Raw genomic sequence first — 14,495 nt, 5'->3', positions numbered from 1 at the left:
TCATCAAGAGATTATCGAAGCATTGAAATCCCCTCTTTTAAACCAAATTCCTTGTGTGATGATTTCACTTGGTTCTAATGGTGCACTTTATAAATATCAGCATCAAATTTATAAAGTAAATATTCCTAAAATTAAAGTTGTTAACGCAGTTGGTTCTGGTGACAGTTCTATAGCAGGATTTAGTTATGGACTCATACATAAACAAGATGTTCACTATGCTGTTAAATCAGCCATGGCTGCTGGAATTGCGAATGCTTTAGAACAGAAAACTGGATTCTTAATGAAAGAGAATTTTGAGTATTATTTAGCAAAAATAAAAATTGAACAATTGGAGTGTTTTTAAATGGTTAAAAATTTATCAAAACTCACAAACGATATAGGCCAAATTGCTGCACTTGCTATTGATCAACGCGGTGCATTAAAGAAGATGCTTGGTGAAAATGTAGCATCAGAAACGATAGAAGATTTTAAAGTACAAATATCTAAGACATTAACGGAATTTTCTTCAAGTATATTATTAGATCCTGAGTATGGATTACCCGCTTCAAAAGAAAGGCATCCTAATTGCGGTTTAATCTTAGCTTACGAAAAGACTGGCTATGATAAAGCAACACCAGGTCGTTTACCTGATTTATTAAATACATGGTCTGTACACGCACTTAAAACAACAAGGTGCAGATGCCATTAAATTACTCGTATATTTTGATGTTGATGAATCACAAGAAATCAACGCACAAAAAGAAGCCTTTGTTGAAAGAGTCGGTGCTGAGTGTGTAGCGTTGGATATTCCATTTTTCTTAGAAATCGTGTCATATGACGCAACAAATGATGATAATTTAAGTGAAGCATACGCAAAAGTTAAACCTCATAAAGTTATCGAAGCAATGAAATTATTCTCAGAAGACCGATTTAAAGTAGACGTATTAAAAGTAGAAGTACCAGTTAATATGAATTTTGTAGAAGGCTTTGGTGATAATCCAGTATATACGAAAGCACAAGCTAGGCAGTATTTCAAAGAGCAATCAGACGCAACACATTTACCATTTATCTTGCTAAGTGCAGGCGTATCACCTACTTTATTCCAAGAAACATTGAAATTTGCTTATGAATCAGAATCTAAATTTAACGGTGTGTTATGTGGAAGAGCTACATGGGCAGGCGCTACTCAAGCATATGTTAAAGATGGCGAACAAGGATGCAATGCTTGGTTAAATGATGAAGGTATTAGTAATATACAAAATCTAAATAAAGTAATTGAACAATATGCAACAGCTATAATTTAATTATAAATACCCCGCTTCTATTTAATCTAGAAGCGGGGTTTAGTTTCTTATTTATTCTGTTTTATTCTCTAATGACTCAGATAGTGCTTTATACCATAGCGCACTTTTCTTGATATATCTTTTTTGTGTTTCAAAGTCGATATAGAATAATCCATATCGCTTATTATAACCATTAGACCAACTAAACATATCTTGCAATGACCAAACAAAATAACCTGTTACATGAGCACCATCTTTAATCGCATCACTAATACTTTCTATATGTGCAGCTATATAGTCTATACGAGGTTGATCATTTATTGTCGTATGTTCGTCTATAAATTGATCTTTATACCCTAGTCCATTCTCAGTGATCAGCAGCTTTTTATAATTTGGATAGTCTTCTTTGATACGCATAATTATATCATATAAACCTTTAGGATAAATATACCAATCCCAGTCAGTCGTTGGAACGTCATGGTTTTTAACAATTTCAGCTATTTGTTTAAGTCTAAAAATCGAACTACCTTTGTCACCAGTACCATTATGATGTATTAAGCTATCCGCTTCATTTGCTTTCACCCAATTACTTTGATAATAATTGATGCCTAAGAAATCTTGTAATTGACTAGCTTCTTTAATGATTGCCATTTCCTCTTCTGTCATATCTAATGAACCATCATATATATTAAGCAAATGATTAATTATATCCATTTTCTCACTAGAATATGCGCCTAAAAATGTACCATCTAATAAAAATCCATTGATAAATGTATCTTGAACTTTAGCAGAGTTCACATTTTCAGGTTGTTGATCAATTGGATAAATTTGAGTTAAAGCATGTATAATACCGATTTCTCCGTCATAACCTTTCTCTTTATAGAGTTTAACTACTTTACTATGCGCAACAATAAGATTATGTTGAGCTTGGAGACACTTGACGACTTGATATTGTTCACCAGGTGGAAACGCACCTGTCACATATTGACCTAAAGTATATGCGATCGGTTCATTAATCGTCATCCAATATTGAACATCATCTTTAAATGTCTCAAAGCAATATGCTGCATAGTTCACAAAATACGTGATGTTCTCCTTACATAACCAATCCCCTTGTTTGAATAGTTCTTCAGGCGTATCAAAATGATGTAATGTCACATACGGTTCAATATTATATTTACGACACGTCGCAAATACATTTTTATAATATGTTACCCCTTTTTGATTAACATCCCCATACCCTTTTGGAAATATGCGAGACCAAGCAATAGAAATTCTTAACGCTTTAATACCGTGTTCTGAAGCTAATTTAATATCTTCTTCATATCGATTATAAAAATCGCTTGCTGGATCTGGGCTAAATCGTCCTTGTTTCTCTAAAAATTCATCCCAAAGCACACGTCCTTTTCCATCTACTTTGCTTGACCCTTCTACTTGATATGCTGCAGTTGCAGCGCCTAGTACAAAAGTTTTTGGTAATTCTAACATGCTTATACTCCTTTAGTTTATTTTTCTTCTGATAGTAGTTTGTATATCTTCTCTATTGCTGCTTCTCCGTCTCTTGTAAGTGCAATATATTCTTTACCTGTTGTTGTCATAAGAAGAGCATTGTGCTGGTCAGTATATTTCTTCATTTCATTTTTCATTGAATCCATTTGAGGGGCTAATATAACAATGTTCATATCTTTAATTAAATCCATATCTTGACCATATGCTCTCGCAGTAGCATTTAAATGAATATTTTGTTCTTTAGCAGCTTTGTTTAACGAATTAGCGAGTATACCACTTGTACCACCACCAGCACATACGACTAATACGTTGACGTGATCCTTAATGTCATATTGAACTTTAGTATCAGTAGTTTCTACCTGACTATTTTCGTTTGACTCTACGTTTGATTGAGGCTGTACAATATTTTGACTTTCAATCGTTCCGCGTTCTTCACTCACTTTAATACGATCATATGCTTTAATAAATGGCATCCAAATCACAAAGTCGAGTATCATAATAACGGCTATTAATAATAAAGATAATGGCGCAAAGTTTGATGCCATATAAATACCTATAGGTCCTGGTGTCGGCCATGGTAAGAAATGCATGAAACTATTCATACCTAGATTCTCTACGAAAAATTTCAATACCCATGAGTTAAGAATTGGTGTCACGATAAAAGGTATCATGAATACAGGGTTTAAAATAATTGGCGCACCAAATAATAAAGGTTCATTTACAGCAAATGTTGTAGGAATAAATGACGCTTTACCAACAGCTTTAAGTTCTTTAGACTTACACAAGAATATAAATATATATGGAACTAAGAATGTGGCACCAGTACCTCCGATCAGTGCTACAAAGTCTTGCGTACTTTGTGTTAATGCAATATGTGCATGTTGACCTTCTCTAAATAATCTTAAGTTTTCAACTTGGTTGTTATACATAATCGCAATAACAGCAGGACCTACTACAGATGGTCCATGTACACCTATAAACCAGAAGAAAGCTATAAATCCGAAGATAATCGCAAATCCTAAGTAACCATTTGCAGCTGTAAATAATGGTGACAGTATAATTGTCGCCAATTCTGCTAAGTTACCATTAGCAATTTGACGAATCGCGATATCGATAATCCAGAATAAACCGACAGAAGCGGCAAACGGAATCATATCTTTAAACGCTTGTGCGATATTACCAGGTACTTGAGGTGGCATCTTAATTGTGATATTTCGGCCAATAAAGAATTTATAAAAGTTGGGTATTACAAATGCCACGATAAATGATGCGATAAGTCCTTTAGTACCAAGCATATCAATGCTTATACCGTCTTTAACGGGGTTCATCGCTACAATTAGTAATGAAGATTCTGCAGCTACGAATGTTGAAATGACATTGATTTGGTTCGTTTTAGGTAATTTTAAGTTTTTATTGTCAGTTAATGATTTCGTAACAGTCCCTGCCATATAAAGTGCTAACATACCCATTGTGAATTGATAAACTTTCATAATGGTAGTTTCGATATTTTTTGGCCAATGGAATCCCCAAACGTTCGGTACGTAAGCAGCTAAAATAAATAATGATGAAAATAAAATAACTGGCATTAATGCAACGAAGCCATCTCTAATTGCTGTTAAGTATGGATTAGAAGCCACTTTTTCAAAAAAATGGTTTCATCTTTTCAATAAATTTAATTATCTTATTCACATGTATCACCCATTTTGTTTTAAAGTTTGAAGTTGTTCATAAATATCAATGATGTAATTTACAGAATCACGTAATGCCATTGTTGTCATTAAGTGATCTTGACCGTGTACCATAATAAAACTTAATTCAGATGATTCACCACTTGCTTCTTGAGCTAAACATTGGGTTTGTTCTTTATGTGCTTCTGTTATAAATGTATTTGCACTTTCAATATGACTACGCGCTTCATCGAATAGTCCGTTTTTAGCTTTTTCCATAGCAGCCATAACTTCTCTTCTTGCATCCCCAGCTATCGCTACAATAGTGAAACCTACCATCATATTCTCTTCTCTACTCATCTCGTGTTGTGCCTCCTTTTTGTGATGATAATATGCGTTCTATATGCAACTGAAAATAGAACAAGTGATGTTGATTAATAACAATATTGAACTTTCTTGATATGGCGTTATATAAGTCTTTTGCGTACAAATAAGAATTTGGATAGTGTGTTTTTAAATGCTGTTGGAATGATATATCAACTTGTTGAGATAAGTCTTCAGAATAATCAAGAATGTGTTCTGTTAAATACTTTAAGTGCTGGATGAATCTATCATAATAATATTCATTGGACTTATTCCGTGTGATACCTATTTGATTTAAGCAATTGATCAAATCGTTCAGTTGAATATTTTTATTCTTATAAGCAGTTTGATTTTCGATACCCTCAGGTTGCTCAGCGTTGATAAAATGTAATGCTAGATTATTTGCTTCATATGCTGGGAAAGAAATATTTAAATTTCGTTTAATAATCGTTAATGCGTATAAACTAGATTCAAATGCACGAGGATGAATGCTTTTAACATCAATAGAAAATGTCTGTATCTTTTGGTTGTTTTGATGAATATTGACCGCGTGATGTAAATGATGCGTTAATGTGACATAAATGTAATCTTGAAATGTAAAATCAAATTTATGTTGAACATCATTTATGATTTCACAACATGTCGTAATAATCGGTACGGGTACATCATTAATTAAAGACTGTAAATGAAATCTCACTTCTTGATTATCGAGTCTAAAGATTTTCTCGGGTGTTTGATGAGATAAGAAATCACCTTTCTTTTTTGAGAACACGATTCCTTTCCCCATAGCGATTACTTCTTCACCATTTTCACTGATGGCAATAGCAACATTATTGTTAAGGACTTGTTTGATTATCATAGGCAGCAATACCTCCAATCATTTGAAATAAAAAATACCACAAGACTTAGAGGTGATTCATGCACCTCAAGAATTGTGGTTTTCGCCTAATTGAATAGTCACGATCCAAATATTTGATTGTTTATTAATGTTCGATATTGTTACATTTATAATTTACAACGCTTTTTAAATAATGTCAATATTGTAATTAAATGGCATATAATCGCGATAAAAAACCAAACTCAACTTCATTTGGAAGTGTCAGTTTGGTTTTATAATTAGTCTTCTTTTTTAACTTGAGCCCAACCTTTTTTAGTGATGGTAATTTTACCAGTCTCGATTGTGATCAATTTTTGTTTATATAATCTACCGATAGCACGTTTGAAACTTGCTTTACTCATATTAAAGACTTCTTTAATCGCTTCTGGGTTTGATTTATCCCAAAATGGTAATTCTCCGTCATATTCTACAAGTAAATCAAATATCACTTGGCCATCTTCATCTAGCCTTTCATGTGCCAATGGTAAGAATGAACCATTTAATTCACCGTTTTCTTTTACGCCGATGATTCTAACGTCCATTTCTTCACCTAGTCTTGGTTCATGTTTACGTTCTGATTCATGTACAAATATTTTATAACCATCTTCAGATAAGAGGAAAGTACCTACTCTTAATAAGCGATATGGTCTTGCTGTTACATGTTGATGTAACATAGATTCTTCAGCCATTTTGTACATCGTGTCAACGATTGTTTCTGTTGCTAGTCTCGCAAACATTTGACTATTACTATCTATTCTAAGTGTACAGAATATCATGTCACCGTTTTGTGGCCATAGCTCTTTAACTTTAGGTAGATCTTCCCATGGAATGAGTACTTCTCTAGGTAATCCTACATCTACTGCAGCACCATCACGGTCTACTCTCAATACTTTTACCCAATCATAACGGTCTTTTGTAATAGTTGGCATGTTTTGTGTAGCAAATAATTCTCCAGATCGGCTAGGATATACAAAGAAACTATAATCTTCACCGATTTCTAATTGATCGTCATCTTCCACTTCTGAAGCATTCATTTTAATAGGTTCGCTATTTGGTCCAAGTAAGTGATAAGTTGAACCTTCCAATCTATCCAATTTTAAAAAGTCTATGCGACCTACAAGCGTATCTTTTTCGTGTGCCATGTCATTCTCCATTCATATGTTTTTCGTTTATTCATTATAACATGCATTTTGCTTCGTGTAACGACTGTTCAAACTCTTGCCCATTTTTGTTTCATTTATGATATAATTCATCGGTAGAAGTATTAATGAAAAGGAGTCATTTAATGTTACAAGTTACGAATGTAAGTTTACGTTTCGGTGATCGTAAGCTTTTTGAAGATGTAAATATTAAGTTCACACCAGGTAACTGTTACGGACTTATCGGTGCTAATGGAGCTGGGAAATCAACGTTCTTAAAAGTATTATCAGGCGAATTAGATTCTCAATCAGGTCACGTTTCACTTGGTAAAGATGAACGTTTAGCAGTATTAAAACAGGATCACTTTGCGCACGAAGATGAAAAAGTGATTGATGTTGTATTAAAAGGCCATGAAAAATTATGGCAAGTTATGACTGAGAAAAACGAAATTTATATGAAACCAGACTTCTCAGATGAAGATGGTATGCGTGCAGCAGAACTTGAAGGTGAGTTTGCTGAAATGAACGGATGGAATGCAGAAGCGGATGCATCTGTTTTACTTTCAGGTTTAGGTATTAAAGACGAATTACATGACAAAATGATGTCTGAATTAGAAAACAACCAAAAAGTAAAAGTACTTCTTGCTCAAAGTTTATTTGGTGAGCCAGATGTTCTATTACTCGATGAGCCTACAAACGGTTTAGATATTAAAGCGATTGCTTGGTTAGAAGATTTCTTAATTAACTTTGAGAATACAGTTATCGTCGTATCACATGATAGACATTTCTTAAACAATGTATGTACACATATTGCTGACTTAGACTACGGCAAAATTAAACTATTTGTCGGAAACTATGACTTCTGGTATCAATCAAGTCAACTTGCTACTCAAATGGCTCAAGATCAAAACAAGAAAAAAGAAGAACGTATTAAAGAATTACAAGACTTTATTGCAAGATTTAGTGCGAACGCTTCTAAATCTAAGCAAGCAACAAGCCGTAAGAAAATGCTTGAAAAAATTGAACTTGATGACATTCAACCATCATCAAGACGTTATCCATTCGTTAATTTCACAATTGAGCGAGAAATCGGTAATGACTTATTACAAGTTCAAGGTGTTTCAAAAACAATTGACGGTCAAAAAGTATTAAATAACGTTTCATTTACAATGAACCCAAATGATAAAGCTGTATTAATCGGAGAAAGTGAGATTGCTAAAACGACCCTACTTCGTATTTTAGCTGGTGAAATTGAACCAGATGAAGGAACAGTTAAATGGGGCGTTACAACAACACAATCATACTTACCAAAAGATAACTCAGAATATTTCGAAGGTATAGAAATGAACTTAGTTGACTGGTTAAGACAGTATGCACCACCAGAAGAACAAACAGAAACATTCTTAAGAGGATTCCTTGGACGTATGTTATTTAGTGGTGAAGAAGTTAAGAAAAAAGCAAGTGTCCTTTCAGGTGGAGAAAAAGTAAGATGTATGTTAAGTAAAATGATGTTATCAAACTCTAACGTATTATTACTAGACGAACCAACAAACCACTTAGACTTAGAAAGTATCACTGCAGTCAATGATGGATTGAAGAATTTCAAAGGATCATTAATCTTTACTTCATATGACTTTGAATTTATCAATACAATCGCTAATCGCGTAATTGAAATCAAAGAAGACGGCGCAATTTCTAAAGAAATCAGTTATGAAGAATACTTGAGAGATCAAGGTGTTTATAACTAATTAGCATATATGGAACTGAGACATGAGGACATGTCTCAGTTTTTTATTTTTGGGGAAAATGATGGAGATGTGAGTTTTCAGGCGTTCAATGTTGCAAGTGAGCGTCGACTAGCAATGTTCAGGTGTTCAATGTTGCAAGACAGGGTAAACAAGCAACATAGACACCCTCTATTTAGTCAAGTCCATATGTTTGTGTAATATCTTTAGAATGTAATCAACCTTTGGTTTTTTAATGAATCGAACAACTATATTTGTTTTGAAGTTTAAACAGATATAGTTGTTTGATCACTACTTATTTTTTAAAAAATAAGTAGCTTAATTAAGCGATAAATGGTCTGTTAGACTTATCAAATCTTTCTTGAATATCCATAAGTACTGCGCCAATTAATCTAAAAGCTGAATCTAGATTAGGGAATGTTTTAACTATTTTTTCTCGTTTTCTGAGTTGCATATTAATATTTTCAACTGAATTAGTAGTTCTTAGATTTTTATGATGTTGAGCAGGAAATCTATAGAATTGTGAGGCATCTTCGAAGCCTTCATCCAATATTTTAATAGCTTCCACATACTTAGGATTACTTTCATATTGTGCAATGAATTCATCTTTGAGCTGAACAGCGTGACGATATGTTGGTGCTTGGAATATTGATTTAAGTAACATTCTAGCTTCTTTAGAGTTCTTTTTAGGAAATCTCTCTACAATATTTTTAAGAAAATGGAATGTACAACGTTGCCAAGATGAATCAATAAACTGTGACTTAATAGATTTAATAAGTCCAGAATGCGCATCAGAGATAATAAGTTCAGGTGTTGTTAAACCACGCATTCTTAAGTCTTCAAAAAACTCTGACCAAGCTAATTCTGACTCTTGATTAGAAATTTTAAAGCCAATAATGTCGCGTTTTCTATTTTCGTTGATACCCATAGCGATATAAACACCTTTAGAAACAATTTTATTATTCTCTCTTACCTTAATGTGCATAGCATCAACAAATACATACTTATACTGATGACTAACAATAGGTCTACCAGCCCATTCTTTAATTTCAGGATCTAGGTTTTTTATTACGCCTGAAACAGTTGATTTAGACACAGATTTTCCCGTTAGGGATTCCACAATTTTATTAACATTTCTAGTTGAAACACCATTAATGTATGCTTCTGTCATCGCTAAAATAAGCGATTGGTCAGAACGCGAATATTGATTAAATACTTCAGTTGTAAATTCACCGTCACGTGTTCTTGGAACTTTTAATGTCAGATTGCCAATAGGCATCAGGAAATCACGCGCATAATAGCCATTAAGTTGTGCGTTTCTTCCTGAATTCTTTTGTTTATATCCAGCATTAACATACTTGTCTCTTTCCATTTCCATGTATGCATTTATGACAGTCATAGCTATTGTTTTCATAGACGCATTCATATCACTTCCAAAAATAGCACTTGCCAATTCTTCATAATCTAAGTTAACATTTAATTGAGTCATATATAGTCACCTCTACAATTTTTTCTTAGTCGATTACATTGTACCAAAGTGAGCTATATGTGGCTCTTTTTTTATTACACAATTATATGGACATATTCCTCTATTTATCAAGACTGACTAAACAAGATAAATCCAGCCCTACTTTTCTTACCAACCTCCCCCCATTCCTAAAAACTCCCTCCATCTCCTCCACACTCATCTAAAATGAATATGAATGAATATTAATATTCTAAAATGATCAATCAAATAGTAAGAACTTTTTGAAATTATCAGTTTTCTCTCTTTACATCAATATTCTTTGTATGTATAATGAATGCATACCAATTGAATATGTTTTTGATGAGGCGCATCAATCATTAGTAACTACCCCTATTGGACTGCAATCTTAAAGGAGTGAAAGGGTGCGATGCCGAAACATTATATTTTTGCAGAAATATGGTGTTGGACATTTAGGTTAAGAGCTAGTTGTCTGTCATTATTTTAAGAATAATGGAGTGCATCACTTGTATATATAAATTAAAACAAGTTCGAATGCCGAACTTGTTTTTTTATTTATATTACAGCGTTCGTCTCCGATTTATAGGAGGAATTATTTTGAGTCAGAGTGTTTTAAAATTTGGCGGTACGTCCGTTGGTGATTTTGACAAAATTAAAAATATCGCACATATGTTGAAATCACGTGTTGATAATGGAGAACAATTAGTAGTGGTTGTAAGTGCTATGGGTAAGACGACAGATTCTTTACTTGAAAATATTAGCTCACTTACGACGCAACCTAAAGATGAGCATTTAGCGATGTTTTTAACGACTGGTGAACAACAAACCATTTCATACTTATCAATGGTATTGAATGATATTGGTGTTCAAACGAAAGCAATGACTGGATATCAAGCAGGTATCAAGACAATTGGTAATCATTTGAAAAGTAAAATTGCAGAAATTGATGCACTACGTTTTGAAGAAGCTTTTGAAACAAATGACATTCTTGTCGTTGCAGGATTTCAAGGTGTGAATGATCATCTGGAAATTACAACTTTAGGACGCGGCGGTTCTGATACAACTGCAGTAGCCATTGCAGCAAGTATAGATACATCTTGTGAAATATATACAGATGTTGATGGTGTATATGGAACAGACCCTAGAATTTATCAAGAAGCAAAGTTGCTCAATGAAGTTTCATATGAAGAAATGATGGAAATGAGTGCTTTAGGTGCTGGCGTATTAGAATCTAGAAGTGTCGAAATTGCAAAAAATTATAACATACCATTATATCTTGGTAGAACATTATCAAACGTGAAAGGAACATGGATTATGCCACAAACAGAGATATTAGAGAAAAAAGCAGTTACAGGAGTCGCACTTGATACACATATGATTCATGTTACTTTAACTTATCTGATGCAAAATTTTGCATTATTACAGAAATTATTTGATTCATTAGAAGAACAATCAATGAATGTTGATATGATATCTCAAATTGAAAATCAACAAGGATTACAGCTTTCGTTTACGATTAAAGATTCAGACGTATATCAAATCGAACAAATCATTGAACAACTTACTGAGGAATACCCTCACTTACGTTACAAAATGAGAGATAACTACGCTAAACTTTCAGTGATTGGAACTGGCATGAGAGATATGTCAGGAATAGCTTCTAAAGCATTCCGTACTTTAATTAGTCATGACATCAACTTCTATCAAACAACAACTTCTGAGATTAGTATTTCTTACGTTGTTGATCGCGAATTAGGAGAAACTGCCGTTCGAACTTTAAGTGAAGCATTTAATATATAATGAATGATGGAGTGAACAAAATGACAAAATTAGCAGTTGTAGGCGCAACAGGTTTAGTAGGAGAAAAAGTATTAGAAGTATTAGATAGAAGAAATGTACCATTTGATGAACTTGTATTATTTTCATCACCTAGATCAGCAGGTAAACAAATCGAATTCCAAGGAAAAACTTATACTGTTGAAGCATTGACAGAAGAAAAAACAGATGGCAATTTCGATTACGTTATTATGAGTGCTGGTGGTGGTACAAGCGAGAAATTCGCCCCACTATTTGAAAAACATGGTGCAATTGTAATCGATAATTCAAGTCAATGGCGTATGCATGAAGATATTGATTTAATCGTTCCGGAAGTGAATGTACCTAAATTAAATCGTAAAATTATTGCAAACCCTAACTGTTCAACAATTCAATCAGTTGTACCTTTAAAACCTTTATTAGATCAATTTGGATTGAAACGTGTTGCGTATACAACATATCAAGCAGTATCAGGATCTGGTTTAGCTGGTCGTGAAGATTTAGCTAATGGTGAAAAAGGAGAAGCACCAAAGAACTACCCTCACCCAATTTATAATAATGTGTTACCACATATAGATGTATTTTTAGAAGATGGTTATACAAAAGAAGAACAAAAAATGATCGACGAAACTAGAAAAATCTTAGATCAACCTTCTTTAAATGTAACAGCAACTTGTGTACGTGTACCTGTTCAAGACAGCCACAGTGTGCATATAAACGTAACTTTAGATAAAGAAGCAACTGTTGAAGATATTCGTAACTTATTTAATGAAGATAACCGTGTTGTCTTAGTAGATAACGTAGAAAATAATGAATATCCATTAGCGATTCATTCTACTGGTAAAGATGAAGTATTCGTTGGAAGAATTCGTAAAGATGATTCTTTAGACAATACATTCCACATCTGGTGTACTTCAGATAATTTATTAAAAGGTGCAAGTTTAAATGCCGTTCAAGTGCTAGAACAAGTATTAGAATTAAATAAAAAATAACGAGGAGTGTTCAGTATGTCACATATTTTTAACGGTGTGGGCGTTGCCCTTACGACACCATTCACAAATGAGGATGTAGACTACGAAGCCTTTGAAAATCATATAGAATTTTTAATAGATAATGGTGTTAAAAGTATTATTATTAACGGAACAACAGCAGAAAATCCTACGCTTACAACAGAAGAAAGAAATACATTATTAGAATGTGGGATTAAAAAAGTGAATGGTCGTGTACCAGTTATAGCAGGTACAGGTACAAATAATACGCAAGCTTCTATCGATGCTTCCATAAAAGCCAAAGAATTAGGTGCTGATGCAATTATGTTAATCACACCTTATTACAACAAGACGAGTCAACGTGGATTAATCGCGCATTTTACAAAAATTGCAGATGAAGTTGCATTACCTGTTGTACTTTATAATGTCCCATCAAGAACAAATATGACGATAGATATTGAAACGGTGCTTAAACTAAGTGAAAATCCATACATCGTAGCTTTAAAAGATGCGACTGGAGATTTAGAATACGCAAAAACTTTAAAACAACAATTACCAAGTGACTTTGCATTATATAGTGGTAATGATGACAATATGTTGGATTACTATCAATTAGGCGGAGCGGGATTAATTTCAGTTGTAGCAAATGCTATACCACAAGAAACACAACAATTATATGATTATGTCGTTAATGATCAATTAGAACAAGCAAACACTTTAAATCGTGATATTACCGAATTACTTGATCATTTAAGTGTAGATGTAAATCCAGTGCCGATTAAGTTATTAACGTCTGAATTAGGTTTCGGTTGTTATGAAGTAAGATTACCGCTTGTTACATTGGAAGAACAAGAAAGAAACGTTTTAAGTGAAGCATTTACTAAGTTTAAAGATGGTGTAAAACAATGAAGATATTATTAATCGGATATGGTGCAATGAATGAACGCGTCGCAAGATTAGCAGAAGAAAGAGATAACGAAATTGTTGGTGTTGTTGTAAAGGATTCAACGAAATCATATCCCTACCCTGCTTTCGAATCTATTTCTGAAGCGCCAGAAGCGGATGTGGCAATAGACTTTTCAAATCCTGAATTATTATTGCCTTTATTAGAAGAAGACTTCACATTACCTTTAGTTATCGCAACGACTGGTGAAAAAGAACAAATCATAGAAAAGTTAAAAGAAAAATCTCAGAACATGCCTGTATTTTTCAGCGCAAATATGAGCTATGGCGTGCATATACTCAAAGAAATTATTCAATATGCAGTACCATTATTGGAAGACTTTGATATTGAAATGTTAGAAAAGCATCATAATAAGAAAGTCGATGCACCAAGTGGTACACTCGTTCAACTATATGACGCAATTAAAGAAAAAAGAGCACAATCTGTACCAGTTTATGACAGACATGAATCAACTACTAAACGTGAACCTACAGAAATTGGCATTAGTTCACAACGTGGTGGTACAATTGTTGGAGAACATCAAGTACTATTTGCTAGCCATGACGAAACGATTGAAATCACACATCGTGCGCAGTCTAAAGATATCTTTGCTAATGGCGCAATTAATGTAGCAGATGTTCTAGTCAATAAAGAAAACGGATATTACACATACAATAATTTAAATGAGGAGAGAATTTAA

11 protein-coding genes, 2 pseudogenes and 1 riboswitch are annotated in these 14,495 nt (G+C 33.5%); of the genes and pseudogenes, 7 read left to right on the top strand and 6 right to left on the bottom strand.

Features of this window, described 5'->3' with window-relative positions; all coding sequences use genetic code 11:
* Nucleotides 1-22 precede the first annotated feature (22 nt).
* Nucleotides 23-343 carry a PfkB family carbohydrate kinase gene (locus tag MUA60_RS08170; protein WP_262647837.1) on the top strand — a complete coding sequence of 107 codons (321 nt, stop codon included), beginning with the start codon at nucleotides 23-25 and terminating at the stop codon, nucleotides 341-343.
* A pseudogene (lacD, locus tag MUA60_RS08165) lies at nucleotides 344-1,283 on the top strand (tagatose-bisphosphate aldolase).
* A gap of 51 nt (nucleotides 1,284-1,334) precedes the next feature.
* Here lacD and lacG read toward each other — a convergent pair.
* From lacG to MUA60_RS08140, 5 genes and pseudogenes are all read right to left on the bottom strand, one after another.
* Nucleotides 1,335-2,750: a 6-phospho-beta-galactosidase gene (gene lacG / locus MUA60_RS08160; RefSeq protein WP_262647836.1), complete on the bottom strand. Its 1,416-nt coding sequence runs from the start codon at nucleotides 2,748-2,750 to the stop codon at nucleotides 1,335-1,337.
* Between the two features lie 17 nt (nucleotides 2,751-2,767).
* Nucleotides 2,768-4,460: pseudogene (locus MUA60_RS08155) on the bottom strand (lactose/cellobiose PTS transporter subunit IIB).
* Between the two features lie 5 nt (nucleotides 4,461-4,465).
* Complete coding sequence (locus MUA60_RS08150; protein ID WP_262647835.1) at nucleotides 4,466-4,798, bottom strand: PTS lactose/cellobiose transporter subunit IIA; 333 nt, start codon at nucleotides 4,796-4,798, stop codon at nucleotides 4,466-4,468.
* A complete protein-coding gene (locus MUA60_RS08145; RefSeq protein WP_262647834.1) occupies nucleotides 4,791-5,660 on the bottom strand; it encodes a CAT RNA binding domain-containing protein in 870 nt (289 codons plus the stop codon). Before MUA60_RS08145 ends, MUA60_RS08150 begins: the two co-directional genes overlap by 8 nt.
* A 257-nt stretch (nucleotides 5,661-5,917) precedes the next feature.
* Complete coding sequence (locus MUA60_RS08140; RefSeq protein ID WP_262647833.1) at nucleotides 5,918-6,820, bottom strand: CvfB family protein; 903 nt, start codon at nucleotides 6,818-6,820, stop codon at nucleotides 5,918-5,920.
* Nucleotides 6,821-6,963: 143 nt separating this feature from the next.
* On the opposite strand from MUA60_RS08140, the gene MUA60_RS08135 reads away from it, so the two are divergent.
* Nucleotides 6,964-8,565: an ABC-F family ATP-binding cassette domain-containing protein gene (locus MUA60_RS08135; RefSeq protein ID WP_243539401.1), complete on the top strand. Its 1,602-nt coding sequence runs from the start codon at nucleotides 6,964-6,966 to the stop codon at nucleotides 8,563-8,565.
* A 319-nt stretch (nucleotides 8,566-8,884) separates the two neighbouring features.
* On the opposite strand, the gene MUA60_RS08130 is transcribed toward MUA60_RS08135, so the two are convergent.
* The gene (locus tag MUA60_RS08130; RefSeq protein ID WP_262647832.1) at nucleotides 8,885-10,051 is read right to left on the bottom strand and encodes an IS256 family transposase; all 1,167 of its coding nucleotides are present in this window, start codon (nucleotides 10,049-10,051) and stop codon (nucleotides 8,885-8,887) included.
* 331 nt (nucleotides 10,052-10,382) lie between these two features.
* A riboswitch (Lysine riboswitch) is annotated at nucleotides 10,383-10,559 on the top strand.
* An 86-nt stretch (nucleotides 10,560-10,645) separates the two neighbouring features.
* On the opposite strand from MUA60_RS08130, the gene MUA60_RS08125 reads away from it, so the two are divergent.
* Genes MUA60_RS08125 through dapB form a run of 4 tightly spaced genes read left to right on the top strand, consistent with a single transcriptional unit; the run spans nucleotide 10,646 to nucleotide 14,495 of the window.
* Entirely contained in the window at nucleotides 10,646-11,848 is a 1,203-nt protein-coding gene (locus MUA60_RS08125) for an aspartate kinase (protein WP_262647831.1), read from the top strand.
* A gap of 20 nt (nucleotides 11,849-11,868) precedes the next feature.
* Nucleotides 11,869-12,855, top strand: coding sequence for an aspartate-semialdehyde dehydrogenase (locus tag MUA60_RS08120; protein ID WP_262647830.1), 987 nt, complete (start codon nucleotides 11,869-11,871; stop codon nucleotides 12,853-12,855).
* Nucleotides 12,856-12,870: 15 nt separating this feature from the next.
* Nucleotides 12,871-13,761 carry a 4-hydroxy-tetrahydrodipicolinate synthase gene (gene dapA, locus MUA60_RS08115; protein WP_262647829.1) on the top strand — a complete coding sequence of 297 codons (891 nt, stop codon included), beginning with the start codon at nucleotides 12,871-12,873 and terminating at the stop codon, nucleotides 13,759-13,761.
* On the top strand, nucleotides 13,758-14,495 hold the full coding sequence (gene dapB, locus MUA60_RS08110) for a 4-hydroxy-tetrahydrodipicolinate reductase (protein ID WP_262647828.1): 738 nt from the start codon (nucleotides 13,758-13,760) through the stop codon (nucleotides 14,493-14,495). Before dapA ends, dapB begins: the two co-directional genes overlap by 4 nt.

The organism is Mammaliicoccus sciuri (assembly GCF_025561425.1).
GTDB classification, from domain to species: domain Bacteria; phylum Bacillota; class Bacilli; order Staphylococcales; family Staphylococcaceae; genus Mammaliicoccus; species Mammaliicoccus sciuri_A.
Note: the sequence above shows the minus strand (reverse complement) of the source record. Positions and strands in the feature narration are given on the sequence as shown.

Coding starts and splice junctions, on each gene's coding strand:
- lacG (WP_262647836.1), bottom strand. CDS start 2,750: ATGTTAGAATTACCAAAAACTTTTGTACTAGGCGCTGCAACTGCAGCA.
- MUA60_RS08150 (WP_262647835.1), bottom strand. CDS start 4,798: ATGAGTAGAGAAGAGAATATGATGGTAGGTTTCACTATTGTAGCGATA.
- MUA60_RS08145 (WP_262647834.1), bottom strand. CDS start 5,660: ATGATAATCAAACAAGTCCTTAACAATAATGTTGCTATTGCCATCAGT.
- MUA60_RS08140 (WP_262647833.1), bottom strand. CDS start 6,820: ATGGCACACGAAAAAGATACGCTTGTAGGTCGCATAGACTTTTTAAAA.
- MUA60_RS08135 (WP_243539401.1), top strand. CDS start 6,964: ATGTTACAAGTTACGAATGTAAGTTTACGTTTCGGTGATCGTAAGCTT.
- MUA60_RS08130 (WP_262647832.1), bottom strand. CDS start 10,051: ATGACTCAATTAAATGTTAACTTAGATTATGAAGAATTGGCAAGTGCT.
- MUA60_RS08120 (WP_262647830.1), top strand. CDS start 11,869: ATGACAAAATTAGCAGTTGTAGGCGCAACAGGTTTAGTAGGAGAAAAA.
- dapA (WP_262647829.1), top strand. CDS start 12,871: ATGTCACATATTTTTAACGGTGTGGGCGTTGCCCTTACGACACCATTC.
- dapB (WP_262647828.1), top strand. CDS start 13,758: ATGAAGATATTATTAATCGGATATGGTGCAATGAATGAACGCGTCGCA.